The organism is Daejeonella sp. (assembly GCF_036405355.1).
Lineage (GTDB): Bacteria > Bacteroidota > Bacteroidia > Sphingobacteriales > Sphingobacteriaceae > Daejeonella.
This window is the reverse complement of sequence record NZ_DASWXT010000005.1, coordinates 54,805-70,220: the sequence shown is the minus strand read 5'-3', so window position 1 is coordinate 70,220 and position 15,416 is coordinate 54,805. Positions and strand designations below refer to the sequence as shown.

Annotated in this window: 15 protein-coding genes; 7 read left to right on the top strand and 8 right to left on the bottom strand. The window is 38.8% G+C overall.

Annotation, left to right across the window (positions count from 1 at the left end; all coding sequences use genetic code 11):
• The first annotated feature begins 582 nt into the window (after positions 1–582).
• Together VGE44_RS00590 and VGE44_RS00585 are read left to right on the top strand one after the other, a co-directional pair.
• Entirely contained in the window at positions 583–1,884 is a 1,302-nt protein-coding gene (locus VGE44_RS00590) for a DEAD/DEAH box helicase (protein ID WP_331075827.1), read from the top strand.
• Positions 1,885–1,907: 23 nt separating this feature from the next.
• Entirely contained in the window at positions 1,908–2,114 is a 207-nt protein-coding gene (locus tag VGE44_RS00585) for a DUF1456 family protein (RefSeq protein WP_305363968.1), read from the top strand.
• 13 nt (positions 2,115–2,127) lie between these two features.
• Here the strand turns inward: VGE44_RS00585 and VGE44_RS00580 are convergent, their stop codons facing one another.
• Entirely contained in the window at positions 2,128–3,006 is an 879-nt protein-coding gene (locus VGE44_RS00580; protein WP_331075826.1) for a PIG-L family deacetylase, read from the bottom strand.
• 192 nt (positions 3,007–3,198) lie between these two features.
• On the opposite strand from VGE44_RS00580, the gene VGE44_RS00575 reads away from it, so the two are divergent.
• The 3 genes from VGE44_RS00575 (at position 3,199) to VGE44_RS00565 (ending at position 5,937) form a co-directional block, all read left to right on the top strand.
• Positions 3,199–4,494 (top strand): DUF5690 family protein, encoded by a 1,296-nt coding sequence (locus VGE44_RS00575; RefSeq protein WP_331075825.1) that lies wholly within the window; start codon positions 3,199–3,201, stop codon positions 4,492–4,494.
• Positions 4,495–4,519: 25 nt separating this feature from the next.
• A complete protein-coding gene (locus tag VGE44_RS00570) occupies positions 4,520–5,602 on the top strand; it encodes a phosphotransferase enzyme family protein (RefSeq protein ID WP_331075824.1) in 1,083 nt (360 codons plus the stop codon).
• A 146-nt stretch (positions 5,603–5,748) separates the two neighbouring features.
• A complete protein-coding gene (locus VGE44_RS00565) occupies positions 5,749–5,937 on the top strand; it encodes a cold-shock protein (RefSeq protein ID WP_305363964.1) in 189 nt (62 codons plus the stop codon).
• Between the two features lie 92 nt (positions 5,938–6,029).
• On the opposite strand, the gene clpB is transcribed toward VGE44_RS00565, so the two are convergent.
• The 3 genes from clpB to pyrE all read right to left on the bottom strand — a co-directional run bounded on the left by clpB (position 6,030) and on the right by pyrE (position 9,904).
• The gene (gene clpB, locus VGE44_RS00560; RefSeq protein ID WP_331075823.1) at positions 6,030–8,630 is read right to left on the bottom strand and encodes an ATP-dependent chaperone ClpB; all 2,601 of its coding nucleotides are present in this window, start codon (positions 8,628–8,630) and stop codon (positions 6,030–6,032) included.
• Positions 8,631–8,838: 208 nt separating this feature from the next.
• Entirely contained in the window at positions 8,839–9,240 is a 402-nt protein-coding gene (locus tag VGE44_RS00555; RefSeq protein WP_331075822.1) for an SRPBCC family protein, read from the bottom strand.
• Between the two features lie 10 nt (positions 9,241–9,250).
• On the bottom strand, positions 9,251–9,904 hold the full coding sequence (pyrE, locus tag VGE44_RS00550; RefSeq protein WP_331075821.1) for an orotate phosphoribosyltransferase: 654 nt from the start codon (positions 9,902–9,904) through the stop codon (positions 9,251–9,253).
• Between pyrE and VGE44_RS00545 the strand changes: the two genes are divergently transcribed.
• Positions 9,903–10,511, top strand: a complete 609-nt coding sequence (locus VGE44_RS00545) for an NUDIX hydrolase (protein ID WP_331075820.1) — start codon at positions 9,903–9,905, stop codon at positions 10,509–10,511. The two genes, pyrE and VGE44_RS00545, sit on opposite strands and share 2 nt — an antisense overlap.
• Before the next feature lie 468 nt (positions 10,512–10,979).
• Here the strand turns inward: VGE44_RS00545 and coaD are convergent, their stop codons facing one another.
• From coaD to VGE44_RS00530, 3 genes are all read right to left on the bottom strand, one after another.
• A complete protein-coding gene (coaD, locus tag VGE44_RS00540; RefSeq protein WP_305363957.1) occupies positions 10,980–11,465 on the bottom strand; it encodes a pantetheine-phosphate adenylyltransferase in 486 nt (161 codons plus the stop codon).
• Positions 11,466–11,597: 132 nt separating this feature from the next.
• Positions 11,598–12,128, bottom strand: coding sequence for an RsmD family RNA methyltransferase (locus VGE44_RS00535; RefSeq protein ID WP_331075819.1), 531 nt, complete (start codon positions 12,126–12,128; stop codon positions 11,598–11,600).
• Entirely contained in the window at positions 12,119–12,973 is an 855-nt protein-coding gene (locus tag VGE44_RS00530) for a DUF3822 family protein (RefSeq protein WP_331075818.1), read from the bottom strand. Before VGE44_RS00530 ends, VGE44_RS00535 begins: the two co-directional genes overlap by 10 nt.
• A gap of 123 nt (positions 12,974–13,096) precedes the next feature.
• On the opposite strand from VGE44_RS00530, the gene VGE44_RS00525 reads away from it, so the two are divergent.
• Positions 13,097–14,524 carry an ATP-dependent DNA helicase gene (locus VGE44_RS00525; RefSeq protein WP_331075817.1) on the top strand — a complete coding sequence of 476 codons (1,428 nt, stop codon included), beginning with the start codon at positions 13,097–13,099 and terminating at the stop codon, positions 14,522–14,524.
• Positions 14,525–14,540: 16 nt separating this feature from the next.
• Here VGE44_RS00525 and VGE44_RS00520 read toward each other — a convergent pair whose 3' ends face one another.
• Complete coding sequence (locus VGE44_RS00520) at positions 14,541–15,293, bottom strand: hypothetical protein (protein ID WP_331075816.1); 753 nt, start codon at positions 15,291–15,293, stop codon at positions 14,541–14,543.
• Positions 15,294–15,416: the final 123 nt, after the last annotated feature.

The window sequence follows — 15,416 nt, the reverse complement described above, 5'->3', positions numbered from 1 at the left end:
GACTTATACACAGAATATCAAATTTATATTTCAATTGAAGAGCTTAATACCAAGGAAGTAGCAATTAAATTTAATCTGCTATCAAATAATCGCTATCCCTGCTTCCAACGCACTCTCTGAAATCATCGATAAAAAGATCCCAGTCAGGAGGCCTATAAGATCCTAAAAATCAATGAATGCCCTACCGGCGATTCATATACAGATTCATTTTGAGCGCTTACTACCTAGCTCTCAAAGGCTCTTTACCATCATATTTATAAACACAAAAAAATAACATATCAAACAGGAATAAAACAGTGATAAAAGGCGCTTATTTGCTGTGTTCTATCCGAGTTTTATCTGAGTTTTATCCCTGTTTGATCCCTCTTTTATCCCTGTTTTATAACCTAATGGCCTCCTGTTTGTATTTTATACCCCTTTCATTCAGGAAATCCCGCTTTTTTCTGGGTGATTTTGTGGCAGTTTGCCGGCTTTTTTTTGCCCAATTCCCTCAAGCTGATTCTTAAAGGGCTGGGATAAACTATAGCGAATGAATCTGTCGGTTGAGGATAATTGCATTACCTTTGTATTTTGAAAAGCGAGATGATTGAAAAGGTATTAAAGAATTTAAAAATTGCATCCCTGAACGAGATGCAGCGCGTTGCGATAGATGCTGCAGCCAATAAGGATACGGTTATTTTATCTCCTACAGGCTCGGGAAAGACTATTGCTTTCTTAATTCCTTTGTTAAAGCGCCTTGATGATTCAAAGCAGGGGGTACAGGCAATGATTCTGGTTCCATCCCGGGAATTAGCAGTGCAAATCGAACAGGTTTTTAAAGCAATGATGACCGGATTTAAGGTCAATTGTTTTTATGGCGGGCATCCGGTAAGGACTGAGAAGAACAATTTGACTCAGGCACCGGCAGTATTGATTGGTACTCCAGGCCGGATAGCATATCATATCCGTCATGAGAATTTTAATCCGGATGAAATCCATACACTGGTATTGGATGAATTTGATAAGGCACTGGAATTCGGTTTCGAAGAGGATATGAGCTTTATCATCAGCCGTCTGAAAAATGTCCAAAGAAGAATACTGACTTCTGCAACCAAAATGGAAAGTATTCCCTTATTTACCGGACTTGTAAAGCCTCTAGAGGTTAATTTCTTAAAAGATAATAACAGTCTCCCTAATCTAAAGATCAGATCAGTGATTTCTGAAGCTGCCGATAAGCTGGAAACCTTGTTCTCCCTGATCTGCAAAATCGGGAAGGGCTCAGCCTTGGTTTTTTGTAATCACAGGGAGGCGGTCGACAGGATAAGTGCTTTGCTTTGGGATATGGGCCTTGATCATGGGGTATTTCATGGGGGAATGGAACAGGAAGATCGCGAAAAGGCCTTATTAAAATTCAGGAATGGCAGTTACCGATTACTGATTACTACTGATCTCGCATCCAGGGGTTTGGATATACCTGAAATAGATTATGTGATTCACTATCAGCTGCCTCATAATGAAGAAGCCTTTCTGCATAGAAACGGGCGCACTGCAAGGATGCATTCAAGCGGTACAGCTTATGTAATTCTTACTGAAAGCGAAAATCCATCATTTCTTTCTGATAAAATAGAAGTAGAGACATTGCCAGAAAAGGATGTCCTTCCGGCGAATACGGATTGGGCGACTTTGTACCTTGGAGCAGGCAGAAAGGATAAAATAAATAAGATTGATATTGTTGGCCTTTTAATGAAAAAAGGTAAATTGGATAAGGATGAGCTGGGTTTGATCGAAGTTCAGGATTTTTCATCCTATGCTGCTGTAAAGCGAAATAAAATTGATGCGGTTGTAAGACTGCTGAAAATGGAGAAGATTAAAAACAAAAAAATCAAAATTGAAGTTTCCAGATAATTGATATGAGTAATAATGACATTATGAAAAAGCTTCGGGTAGCACTTAAGCTAAACGATCAGGAAATTGTTGACATACTTAAGTTGGTAGATTTCTCAATTACCAAAGCTGAATTAGGAGCGATTTTCCGGAATAAGGAGCATGAGAATTTTAAGCCTTGCGGCGATCAGATTCTTCGGAATTTTCTCAACGGACTGATTATCTACAAACGTGGTCCGAAACCAGAGTAATACCAGTCAAAGTTTATTTTCCTAACATCGGGAATAATCTTTTGATGTCCTCATCGCTTGGACGGCTGCCATATTCACAGATTTCAAATGATTCGGCAAAGCTTACCTGCGCTGCTTTTGCTGGTCCATACCATTTTTCGAGACTGCTTTTAACCGCCGGGTTAATGCCGCTTCCCCTTAATCTCTTTAACCACTCCAGTCGTTCTGCTTTTCCTTTTGGAACCTGATCTTCATAGTTTCCAATCCATGGAAGCCATTCATAAAATTGTGACTGATGTGAATCCAGACTATAAACTTTCTTGTCAATTACACTTGTAATATCCACCGCAATATCCGGTTGAAAGAGGTTCGGTTTTTTGAAATTATCCTGGAAATACAGGAATACCGGGTTCTTCCTCAGGGGAGGGGTATCCGGGGCAATATTTGGAACCCCAACCATAAATGCGGCATCCTGTACTAATATTCCGGTATAACGATGGTCAGGATGGTAATCGTTGGATCTGGGTGCAATTACCACATCTGCATTCCATTCCCTGATCCGCTTGATGACCTCCATGCGAATACCTAAAGTAGGCAGTAATTCGCCATCATGATTATCCAATACTTCATAAGTAACTCCTAATCTTCTGGATACTTCTTTTGTTTCTTCCAATCTCCTTTGGGCGAGCATTCCGCCACCTTCTTTCATATGGCCTGCATCCCCATTTGTGACCGATAGAAATTTAACCTTATGTCCCATCGCGACAAAAAGAGCAGCAGTTCCGCCTGATTTGATGTCACAATCGTCCGGATGGGCTCCAATCATTATAATATGAAGTGGTTTTTCCTGTCCTAGCACAGGATTGATAATAGGAAATAATAGAAATAACAGCTTTAAGGATCTCAGTTTCATGTTTTGGGGTATAAATGCTAAATTGAAGTTATACAATTCATCCTGAATTGGAAATTTTTAATCATTTTCAGGCTAAGCAGTTCCTCAATAATATTTGCATGATCAGAAAATTCGATGATCGGATTTTTGCATTGTCAAAGGTTTTATTACCTTCCTGCCTTTATGAAATCCAATTGATAGCCCGGAGATTGAATGAGTTTATTTAAACCCGCACATATTAAGGGTAATTCCCTTCAGATAGGTTTGTATGCAGCCATTACCGTTTTTCTGACCTATACGATGGTTTTTGGGTTCCGGAAATCTTTTACTGTTGCGACTTTCGATGGGATGACAATCGCCGGGTATAGTTATAAAACTATACTGGTGATCTCCCAGATGTTAGGCTATATGCTCGCAAAGTTCTATGGAATTAAGTATATATCTGAATTAAAACGACATGGCCGTGGAAGAATTATTCTCATTCTGACGCTTATTGCCTGGCTTAGCTGGTTGTTTTTTGCCCTGGTACCTGCTCCATACAATATTCTTTTTCTGTTCATAAATGGCTTTCCTTTAGGGATGTTATGGGGAGTTGTTTTCTCCTATGTTGAAGGTAGAAGGAGTACTGATTTTATAGGTGCCACCCTGGCTGTAAGCTTCATTTTTGCTTCCGGTTTTGTCAAAACAGTTGGGGCCTGGTTAATGCTGAACTTTAATATCACAGAATTTTGGGTTCCTTTTTATACCGGATTGGTATTTGCAGCCCCATTACTGCTGTTTGTTTACCTCATTGAGAAAATCCCGTCACCAGATGATGAAGATATTGCTTACCGGATGAACAGGGTTCCAATGTTAGCTGCCGACCGGAAAAAGTTTGTCAGGATGTTTTTTCCAGGACTTGCAGCCTGTATTCTGATCTATACCTTCGCAACTATTTTCAGGGATATGCGGGATAATTTCAGTGCTGAAATGTGGAAGGAAATGGGCTTTTTTGATAAACCTGATCTTTTTGCCAGGACAGAAATGCCAATAACTATAATTATTCTTGTGCTGATCGGAAGTATGGTTATGATTAAGGATAGTTTTAAAGCCTTTATGCTTTCCCATATTTTCATCGGTATTGGTTTTGTATTGGCAGGAGTATGTTCCTTCCTTTTTATCAGCGGGGCGATGGCACCTGTTTGGTGGATGACTCTCGTTGGACTTGGCTTGTATATGGTCTATATTCCGTTTAATTCTGTGTTTTTTGAACGTATGATAGCTAGTTTTAAACATACCGGGAACGTAGGTTTTCTAATCTATCTTGCTGATTCTTTCGGATATGTTGGAAGTGTCGGGGTAATGCTCAGTAAAGAGATCTTTAAGGTTCAGCTTAATTGGGTGACCTTCTTTTCAAATAGTGTCATAGGGCTATCGGTAGCCGGACTAGCTCTGACAGTCTTTTCATTTATTTACTTTTATGCAAAGTATAAGTCGCTGGTTTTAAATAAGCCATCCTCTGAATATTAATTAAAAAATATCGTTTTAATCAATAATGGACAAACAACTCATCGAACAAGTTCTAAATGAATACGGATTTCAAGCTGATCAGGTCAGTTTTAAGCCTTTTGGAACGGGTCATATCAATTCAACCTGGCTTATTAGCATACTGAATAGTTCAGAACAATACATCTTACAAAGTATTAACAGAAATGTATTTAAGGAACCTGAAATTATTGCGGCCAATGTAAAGTTGCTTTCAGATTATCTGAAAAAACATAATCCTGATTATCTTTTCGTGGGTGCCATACCAACCCGGGATGGCAGTGAAATGGCTTTTGTTGGCGAGATCTACTGGAGGCTGACTGATTTTATCAAGAATTCGGTTTCATTCGATACACTGAGTGATCCGGATCAGGCCTATGAGGCTGCGATGCAGTTTGGGAGGTTAAACAGGTTACTCGCTGATTTTGATGCTGCTCAGCTGAATGAAACGATACCAGGTTTTCACGACCTTGGCTTGCGCTACCGGCAATTTGCCGAATCACTTGAGAATACTACTGAATCGCTAAAACAAAAGGCTGGACCTGAAATTCAGAAGGCCAAACACTATTCCTTTATTCTCGACTATTTTAATTCATTTAAGAATTCAAGTGATTTTCCCAACCGGGCGATGCATCATGATACCAAAATCAGCAACATGCTGTTTGATAAGGATACTATGAAAGGTATTTGTGTCATCGATCTGGATACGATGATGCAGGGAAAATTTATTTCGGACCTGGGTGATATGATGAGGACCTACCTTTGTGCCTTCTCAGAAAATGAGCCGGATACTGATAAGATATTTATTCGTATTGAATACTTTGAGGCTATTATTAAAGGTTATTTGCACGAAATGGGTTCTATTTTGACAGAAGTTGAAAAGGATTTGATCCTGTTTTCCGGAAAATACCTGATTTACATGCAGGCAATCAGGTTTTTAAGCGATTATTTGAATGGAAGTATTTATTATCCCATCTCTTACCCTGAGCAAAACCTCGATAGGACAAGAAATCAGTTTAAATTATTGGCTGAATTCTTTGAAAAGGAGAAAATATTGGTAGATATTGTGAATAAGTGTTTAAAAGAGAATTAAGATCGATATTTTTTGAGTGTTTTTATTCTGAATATGAAAAATTAAATTAGTTGAATTTAATTTTGTTTTTTATATATTTATTTATTGCAAATAAATAAGTAATTTGCAATAACACTTAACAAATTAAACAACTAAACTATTCATTAATGGAAACCGGTACAGTAAAATTTTTCAACGAGTCCAAAGGATTCGGATTTATTACCCAAGAGGATGGCAAAGAAATTTTTGTTCACGTAAGCGGACTTAAACAGGATATAAGACAAAATGATAAAGTAGAGTTCGATGTTGAAGAAGGTAAAAAAGGCTTAAGCGCAGTTAATGTAAGACTTGCATAAACTTTTACTTCATTACAAATCGGATATTACATCCTAACAAGAAAGCCGTGCAGATTCAGATCTGCACGGCTTTTTTCATTAAAAATTCAGGATCAGGCTTTATCTGCATTCAGAAATACAAAATGATTGTCAAATACATCCAGCTTGATTCTGCTGTCTTTATCTATTTTTCCCGAAAGAATCTCTTTTGATAATTCATTCAATATTCTCTTCTGAATGACTCTTTTCAATGGACGTGCTCCAAATTGCGGATCATATCCTAACTGCGCCAGCCAGTCGAGTGCTTCTTCAGAAGCTTCAATTTCAATGCCCATTTCAGCTAATGTGCTTTGTACACCTTTGAACTGAAGTGTTACAATATCCCTGAGTTCGTTCCGGTTAAGTGGAGTAAACATAATCAGTTCATCGATCCGGTTTAAAAACTCAGGTCTGATGGTTTGTTTTAATAACTCAAACAGTTCAGTCTTTGTTTTGGCTATCACTTCATCCCTGTTTATTTCGTTCAGATCTTTAAAATTATCCTGTATCAGGTGAGATCCAATATTAGAGGTCATTATGATGATCGTATTTTTGAAATCAACCAAACGTCCTTTATTATCTGTCAATCTTCCATCATCCAATACCTGTAATAGGATATTAAATACATCCGGATGCGCCTTTTCTATTTCATCAAGCAGAATCACAGAGTAAGGTTTTCTTCTTACTGCTTCTGTTAGCTGACCACCTTCATCATATCCAACATATCCCGGAGGCGCACCAATCAGTCTTGAAACTGCATGGCGCTCCTGGTATTCACTCATATCAATCCGGATCATCGCATGCTCATCATTGAACAGATAATCTGCCAGTGCTTTGGCAAGCTCGGTTTTTCCAACACCTGTTGTTCCGAGGAAAATGAATGAGCCAATTGGCTTCCTTTTATCCTGTAATCCGGCCCGTGAGCGACGAATAGCGTCTGAAATAGCTTCAATAGCTTCATCCTGACCGGCAACACGTTTATGGAGTTCGACTTCCATATGAAGCAGCTTTTCACGCTCGCTCTGGATCATTTTGGTAACCGGTACACCTGTCCAGCGTGAAACAACTCCAGCTATATCTTCTGAGGTTACCTCTTCTTTCAGCATCCGGTTATCAACCTGAGTTTCGGCCAGTTGTTGCTTCAATTGCTCAACCTTGTCCTGAGCTTCTTTAATCTTGCCATATCTCAATTCAGCTACCTTGCCGTAATCTCCGGCACGTTCGGCCTGATCTGCTTCCAGTTTAAAGCTTTCTATTTGTTCTCCCTGATTATTGATCTCATCAACAAGGTCTTTTTCGGCCTTCCAGCGTGCCTTGAGCGAATCACGTTCGCTTGAAAGGTTAGCGATCTCTTCAGAAAGTTCTTTTACTTTTTTTTCGTCATTCTCTCTTTTAATAGCCTCGCGTTCAATTTCTAACTGCATAATCTTGCGATCCAGTTCATCGACTGCTTCAGGCACCGAATCCATTTCTAAGCGCAGTTTTGATGCAGCCTCGTCCATCAGGTCGATTGCTTTGTCGGGCAGGAAACGGTCTGAAATATAACGTTGCGATAATTCTACTGCGGCAATAATAGCTTCGTCTTTGATCCTTACCTTATGGTGGGTTTCGTACCTTTCTTTTAAGCCTCTCAGGATAGAGATTGCATCCTGAGTACTTGGTTCATCAACCATTACTTTTTGGAAGCGACGCTCTAATGCTTTGTCTTTCTCGAAATATTTCTGGTATTCGTTCAGCGTAGTTGCTCCGATCGCACGTAATTCTCCGCGCGCCAAAGCCGGCTTAAGAATATTTGCAGCGTCCATTGCACCTTCTCCACCTCCGGCACCTACCAGGGTGTGAATCTCATCAATAAATAGAATGATCTCGCCATCGCTCTGTGTTACTTCCTTGATTACTGCTTTGAGACGTTCTTCAAACTCACCTTTATATTTTGCTCCTGCAATCAGGGCACCCATATCCAAAGAGAAAACCGTTTTAGTCTTCAGATTTTCTGGTACATCACCCTGTATAACTCTAAAAGCAATACCCTCTGCAATGGCAGTTTTACCAACTCCCGGCTCTCCGATTAGTATTGGGTTGTTCTTTGTGCGACGTGAAAGGATTTGAATAACCCTTCTGATCTCTTCGTCACGTCCAATTACCGGATCGAGCTTGCCAGATTCAGCATATTCATTCAGATTGCGGGCATATTTATTCAGAGCATTATAGGTGGCTTCTGCATTCTGATCGGTCACTCTTGTATTGCCCCGAAGCTCCAGAATAGCTTTCTTAAGATCTTTTTGGTTAACTCCTGCATCTTTTAGAATTGAGCTAACCTTATCGCCTGTTTCAAGCAATCCCAAAAGGACATGCTCTACAGAAACAAATTCATCTTTAAATTCTTTTAAATAAGATACGGCCTTTTGCAGTGCCGAATTGGCTCCTGAAGAAAGGTAGATCTCAGACCCGCTGACTTTTGGGAAGCTTTGGATCTGAGCGTCAAGAACTTCAGAAATCCTGTTAATATTGACATTTAGTTTTTTCAGAAGGTAGCTGATCACATTCTCATCAACACTTAATAATCCTTTCAGTATGTGTGCAGTTTCTATAGCCTGCTGCTGATTGCCGCCTGCTATTTCGGAAGCTTTCTGAATTGCCTCCTGTGCTTTGATGGTGAAGTTGTTTAGATTCATAGTATCAATATACTCTCAAATTAATTGCCATCTTGAGATATCCTTAGGCGAACTGAAATTTTGTCAGCAAGATTTAAATCATGCTGACTAAATGTCTGTAAATTAACAATTTAACCTGATACATTGTCCTGGTGAAATGCAATCAGAAAGGCAGGATAAAGGAATCTGTTTTGCTAAACAGCATAACAGGGGAAAAAATTAAATTTGTCTATTTTGACAAAACAGCTTTAAGCTGAGCTGCTTCATGATCTACGAGTTTTTGAAGCGGACCGGAAACAATCATTTTCATCATCATATTCAGATCTGCAGAAATGGTGTATATGGCTTCTGTCTTTCCATCTCCAAGATCATTGAGGGTCCATTTTAACTCCAGCTCGAATGGTGCAGCTTCTGAAGGCTTGACAACAATTTCTTTGTCTTTTGTAATGGAAGAGACCTTTAGAGCCAGTTTTGCCATATTTTGTATGGTAAAACGGGCCTCATCTTTTGTTGACGACCAGTTGTAAATATTCTCGGGCATCAGCTGCTGATGGTTGTTCAGGTCGGCAAGGAAGTCGAAAACTTCATTAACAGGTTTTTCAATAGTTACTGTGCTCTCAATGTTCGTCATATGATCGGTTTTAGCTTACTAAGGTATTCCCCCAGTTTTGAGGATCTTCACGCCATGCTCTTAATAATTTCAGATCTTCTGCTGATACAAAACTGTGCTCAGCAGCATAATTGATCAAGGCATTATAATTTGAAAGTGTTAAGAAGCGGCATTTTGCTTTCTTGAAGTTTTCATCTGCAGCATCAAAACCATAGTTAAAAATCCCAACCAATCCTGCAACTTCGCAACCGGCTTCCCGAAGTGCATGAACAGCCTGTAAACTGCTGTTCCCGGTCGAAATCAGGTCTTCAACAACAACGACCCTTTGGCCTGGCGAAAATTCACCTTCAATCAGATTCCCTCTTCCGTGCTCTTTGGCTTTTGCCCTCACATAAATGAATGGCAGCCCCAGTTCCTGTGCTACAAGAACCCCCTGGGGAATACCCGCAGTTGCCACTCCGGCGATTACAGAAACAGAACCAAATTCTTCCTGAATCAAAGAAGAAAGTTTTTGCCGGATATAGGTACGGATAGACGGATGTGATAAAGTAATGCGATTGTCGCAGTAAATAGGGGATTTCCAACCTGAAGCCCATGTAAATGGATTGTTGGGTTGTAATTTAATTGCTTTAATTTGTAGCAAAAATTCAGCTACTTTTTGTTCAATCTCACTCTTATTAATCATGGCTCAAATTTATAAAATTTATATCAACGAAGTAGCTTTAATCATTACAGATTCTCAACCTTCTGATATTCAAGACTATCAGGAACTTAAAGTTTCAGAGTTTAATTTTTTCAGGTTTTATGAACAGGTCAGAGAGCTTAACAGCCCTAAAATATTTCTCCTTTTAAGTAAAAAATTTAAGTCGCATTTCAAGAAAATTAAGCAGTCAATGAAATTGATTAGGGCTGCAGGTGGACTTGTAAGTAATGAAGAAAATCACTATCTGTTTATTTTCAGAAATGGTAAATGGGATTTGCCAAAAGGAAAGCTGGATAGCGGGGAAACAGCTAAAGCAGCGGCAGTCAGGGAGGTGGAAGAAGAGTGTGGGATTCATATCGACAGCCTTGGAGATAAGATCTGTAATACCTATCATATTTATGAAATGAACAAAGAACAGATATTAAAGAAAACCTCCTGGTACCGGATGAGCGCTGTTAATCAGAAGGTGTTAATCCCTCAGCTTGAAGAAGGGATCACGGATGTGCGATGGCTGGCTCCTGGTGATTTTATGATGATCAGGCAGAATACTTATCCTTTGATCAGGGATTTACTGAATGCTGAGTTCTGATTTTAGGGAGTTAATTAAGGTGAGATTGGTATAAAATCCTGCCGGGCTATATTAGATTGTATAATTTTCTCTTTTTTAGAAAGCAGGGTCTGTTTCTCTTCGGTTGTGCCAAGGCAAGCGCGTGCTTCTTCATTTAATTTCTGGAACACGCGACACGCGCGCAGCCAATGTCATTGAGGTAATGGGGTAAGAGGTTCTGGCTTCAGGGTTGTAATCCTTAAATAACGACATTGCGCGTGCAGCAGCAATGCCAGGCTGCCCGTACCAATGAAAAACAGCTCCGGGTAAAATAAACCTTGCCGGAGGAGGTATCTTCCGGCTATTCGTAATTTGAAACAGAACGGGACTTCTTGCCGGAAATACTCCGGAGGAAAGGGCTGAGCCAGCCTATAACACACAGGTATTGGTTTCAAAAATTAAACTATTTTGGCTCCGGAACCTTATCTGACCAATTATAATGGTATTATTTTACCCTTTCTTTATCGAATTCGGGTTAATTAAATCAAAAGCCTCCTGAGGTATAAACTGCCTCACATCCCCATTATTCCTCATTATGTCACGAACGATTGTCGAACTTATGGATGAATACCCCGGTTTACTGACGATAAAGATACTTTCAATTTCAGGTACCAGCGCATGATTCATTTGTGCGATCGCCTTTTCATATTCAAAATCTGAAACGGTTCGGATGCCTCTGATCATGTATGTGGCATTGATCTTTTTGCAAAATTCAACTGTCAGTCCTTCATAGGTTTGAACTTCAACTTTAGGCTCATTCGCAAATACCGCTCTGAGCATTGCTTTTCTGATGTCGATGCCAAGGTATGGGGCTTTAGTACTGTTTAAGCCAATACCGATAATAACTTTATCAAAAAGGGGTAAAGAACGTTTTAGTATATCGACGTGGGCTTTTGTAACCGGGTCAAATGAGCCTGGAAAAAGTGCGATCTTCATAGGGTTTTTGTTTTTCCGCCCTGGGCGGATCGATTAATTAAAATAATCTGTATTTATTCAGAAATTGCTTATTGTGTTTGGATTAAAGTTAAGCATAATTGAATATAATCAATCTTCATTTTCACCTCGCTTTTACCTGAAAAAGCTGAATGAAGATGAACCATACTTACGTTGTTCAATATAATTTGGGTGATTATCCAGTTTTTTCATGCTGGGATGTTCAATAATCAGATATCCATCAGGTTTTAAGAGCTTATGATCAAAGATTTTTGATGCAATTATATTAATCTGCGGGAGGTCATAGGGTGGATCAGCAAATATGAGATCATATTTTTCTGTTTCAGATTCCAGAAATTTGAATACATCAGCCTTGAACGGTTTTATAGCCTGAAGATCGTATTGTTTCACCAATGTTTTAAGGTAATTATAGCAGCCATAGTCGCGGTCGACCGAGCAGATATCGGGGACTCCTCTTGATGCAAATTCCATTGAAATATTTCCGGTTCCGCTAAAAAGATCTAAAACCCGGATCTTTTCAAAATCAAACTGGTTAAAAAGAATATTAAACAAGGCCTCTTTTGCAACATCAGTTGTGGGTCTGACAGGTAATTTCGCAGGAGGGTTTAAACGCAGGCCTTTTAATTTCCCGCCTATTATTCGCATTCGTCCAGACTAATTAATGAGAAATAGGTATGAGGACTTACATTTTTAAACAATTCCGGTTGATTAACAATTAATCTGCTATCGGCAAACTCCGGTGCTTTAAAATATTTTATAATCCTCTGATAGTATTCATTATTCCCGGATGTCACATCTCCTGAAATCATCACTTTTGTGTTTGTTGAGTCAAGATCTAAGGAATCAATTGTATTTAGCAGATAGTAGTTAAATTCATCTGCATTGATACATTCGAGTATATTGTACACTACAAGTTCAGATTTTTTTAAACAAGCAATCTGGATATGATCGCCATGAAAATCGATGAATAAGCAGATGCCATTTCTGTCGGGGTTGGTTTTCTTAATACCTTCAATAAATGAACTTGCCTGGCTGTAAATTCGCGGTTTATGAAAAATATGATTTAAAGCGTTATTGAAATTTGAATCTATGGCGAAAATGTTCCTGATTTTTGCAGTTCTGATCCTGTTCGTTAGAATCAGATCTGATGCAGAAGGATTGATGAATTTTGCATATTCCTGTTCATTCTCATTTTCATACAATTCTTCAGGGATGAACGTGAACTTATAGGAGTCGAAAGAAATCCGGATCTTGCTGAAAGGGTATGTAAATTCCCGTTTGGTTTCAGGAAGTCTTTCAAACGCAAGCATCAGGTCAGCCAGATTACTAATCTCAGGCAATTCATATTCTGCAAGAGCTTTAAGTTCATCCCTTACCTTATCAATAATGGCGTATTGTAGTTTTCCAATACCTATATGGATCAAAAGATCGCACTTTGCTGCTGTTTGAGATTGTAAGCTGTTATCGACTAAGTGTAGTAATTTGATCATCAACAACAAAAATATAGTTTCTCTGCAATATTTTACACAATCTGCAGATTTACCTCATCAATTATTTTCAATCCATTTCATGCTTTCTGGGGAAAATAGATTCATTATTTGCAATTTGCGGGAATGTATATCCGGGATCTTATCGGGCAAAATTTTGGTAATATACCCACCTCCCAGCAGAGGGAGGTCTTTGTTATGCTGGAGAAATTTCTCAGCTCAGTTACCGAAGATGAATGCTTTATTCTGAAAGGATATGCCGGTACAGGTAAAACTACCCTGATCAGTGCACTGGTTAAGGTGCTTCCTAAAATGAAGTTAAAATCAGTTTTACTCGCACCAACCGGCCGGGCAGCTAAAGTAATCAGTAATTATTCAGGTAGAAAAGCATTTACCATTCATAAGAAGATATACAGGAAGAAAGTTGCTGTAAGTCCGGAAATGAATTTCGTACTGGGTGATAATATCATGGAGAATACCTTGTTTATCGTTGATGAGGCATCTATGATATCAGACCAGGTGCATGATTACAGTCGCCAAAGCCTTTTGCAGGATCTGATCTCTTATGTTTACAATGGTAAGAACTGTAAACTGATGTTAGTTGGGGATACCGCACAATTGCCGCCTGTAGGTTCGGCAATAAGTCCGGCATTGAATGAGCAATTCGTTTCCGATCAGTTTCGATTGAAAGTCTTTACTTATGAACTGACTGATGTAGTTCGTCAGGAAAAGGAATCCGGAATATTGTTTAATGCAACCCAGCTCCGTGAGTTGGTAAGAAAAGGAGAAGAGGTCTTTCCCAAATTTAAGATCAGGGGATACAGGGATATTTTCAGAATGACCGGTGAGCGACTTGTTGAAGGCCTGAATTATGCTTATGATAAGTATGGAATGGAAAATACGATTGTGATTTGCCGCTCCAATAAAAATGCAAATGCTTACAATCAAAACATCCGTAACCGCATTTTGTACAGGGAAGAGGAATTAAGCGGCGGCGACCATATTATGGTCGTTCGGAATAATTATTTCTGGTTGAAACCGGAAGATAATAGTGGTGATTTTATTGCGAACGGAGATATTGCCAGAATAAGGAAGGTGAGAAGAATTGAAGAGCAATATGGCTTCCGCTTTGCTGAACTTGTCATTGAATTGCTTGATTATCCTGAGGAGGAGCCTTTAAGCTGTAAAGTGATGCTGGATACCCTGTATTCTGAAACACCAAGTCTTTCAAATGCCGACAATAAACGCTTTTATGAAGCAGTATTGCAAGATTATATGCATATCGAAAACAAAAAATTCAGAATGGAGGAACTGAAAAAGGATCCATACTACAATGCCCTCCAGATAAAATTTGCATTTGCTGTCACATGCCATAAAGCTCAGGGTGGACAATGGCCTGCCGTTTTTATTGATCAGGGATATCTTACAGATGAGATGCTGAACACTGAATTTTTAAGATGGTTGTATACCGGTGTTACCCGCTCTAATAAGGAACTATTTCTGGTGAACTTTAGTGATCAGTTTTTTTTGGAGAATTCTAATTCTTTAAAATAATTTACAGCTATTCACTTTACTTAAAATAGAAGTTAATAGGAATATTCATTGACTTTAGGTATGAAAGCAGGACGTTAATGAACATGATTATTCCTATCATTTCACAACTTTCTTCCAGGGTAGTCACTAAATTATACATCAAATCTTTAGGACTTTGCTCCAGACTGATAAATATTTTGGCACTTAAAGTTTCCAGACCAATGGAGCCACTTAAAAAAATCAGGCATGAGCAAAAGAAACCTTTGATATAAGGTTTAGGCAAGGCTTTTAAAAATTGAAAGTAGTACAGGGAAAAACCGGCCATGAAAATTACTCCCAAAATAACCCAGGGGAACCTCATGTAACCGTTAAGCTGATAAGCCAGTACCAGGGGGTCTATGGTCATTTCGTGAAAGCCTGCAATTTCATCAATCGATAAGAGTACAAAAATTATTGAAAGCACCTTCCATTGCATCTTAAAGGGATCATTTAACTTTGACTTAAAATTTGTAATTATGGCTAATAAAATTCCTGCAAATAGCAAGTTAATTGCTGAAAAGTATGTGGGTACGCTTTCCTCATCATCAAAGAAGAACTTTTTAAAGCCGTAAAATTTGGTATGGCCTGCTTCAGTTAAAAGGACTACTGAAAGATTGAATAATAATTGTATCAGGAAAGCGAAGTATAGAAAATTTTTGATCCTGGGGATGTCAATATTGATCTGGTTAGTTATTTGGGCAGTTTTATGAAAACGCTTATCACTGTCATCATCTTTTTCCTGGGGCAGCATATATCTGTTATTTTATATCAATACAGTTAAATATGAGAATTAAACAGTTTATAATGAATATAAATTACAGATTTTCAGCAATTAAATTCTGTCAAAGCGATGTGGTGTAAAATTTCCTATTGG

Coding starts and splice junctions, on each gene's coding strand:
- VGE44_RS00590 (WP_331075827.1), top strand. CDS start 583: ATGATTGAAAAGGTATTAAAGAATTTAAAAATTGCATCCCTGAACGAG.
- VGE44_RS00585 (WP_305363968.1), top strand. CDS start 1,908: ATGAAAAAGCTTCGGGTAGCACTTAAGCTAAACGATCAGGAAATTGTT.
- VGE44_RS00580 (WP_331075826.1), bottom strand. CDS start 3,006: ATGAAACTGAGATCCTTAAAGCTGTTATTTCTATTATTTCCTATTATC.
- VGE44_RS00575 (WP_331075825.1), top strand. CDS start 3,199: ATGAGTTTATTTAAACCCGCACATATTAAGGGTAATTCCCTTCAGATA.
- VGE44_RS00570 (WP_331075824.1), top strand. CDS start 4,520: ATGGACAAACAACTCATCGAACAAGTTCTAAATGAATACGGATTTCAA.
- VGE44_RS00565 (WP_305363964.1), top strand. CDS start 5,749: ATGGAAACCGGTACAGTAAAATTTTTCAACGAGTCCAAAGGATTCGGA.
- clpB (WP_331075823.1), bottom strand. CDS start 8,630: ATGAATCTAAACAACTTCACCATCAAAGCACAGGAGGCAATTCAGAAA.
- VGE44_RS00555 (WP_331075822.1), bottom strand. CDS start 9,240: ATGACGAACATTGAGAGCACAGTAACTATTGAAAAACCTGTTAATGAA.
- VGE44_RS00545 (WP_331075820.1), top strand. CDS start 9,903: ATGGCTCAAATTTATAAAATTTATATCAACGAAGTAGCTTTAATCATT.
- pyrE (WP_331075821.1), bottom strand. CDS start 9,904: ATGATTAATAAGAGTGAGATTGAACAAAAAGTAGCTGAATTTTTGCTA.
- coaD (WP_305363957.1), bottom strand. CDS start 11,465: ATGAAGATCGCACTTTTTCCAGGCTCATTTGACCCGGTTACAAAAGCC.
- VGE44_RS00535 (WP_331075819.1), bottom strand. CDS start 12,128: ATGCGAATAATAGGCGGGAAATTAAAAGGCCTGCGTTTAAACCCTCCT.
- VGE44_RS00530 (WP_331075818.1), bottom strand. CDS start 12,973: ATGATCAAATTACTACACTTAGTCGATAACAGCTTACAATCTCAAACA.
- VGE44_RS00525 (WP_331075817.1), top strand. CDS start 13,097: ATGTATATCCGGGATCTTATCGGGCAAAATTTTGGTAATATACCCACC.
- VGE44_RS00520 (WP_331075816.1), bottom strand. CDS start 15,293: ATGCTGCCCCAGGAAAAAGATGATGACAGTGATAAGCGTTTTCATAAA.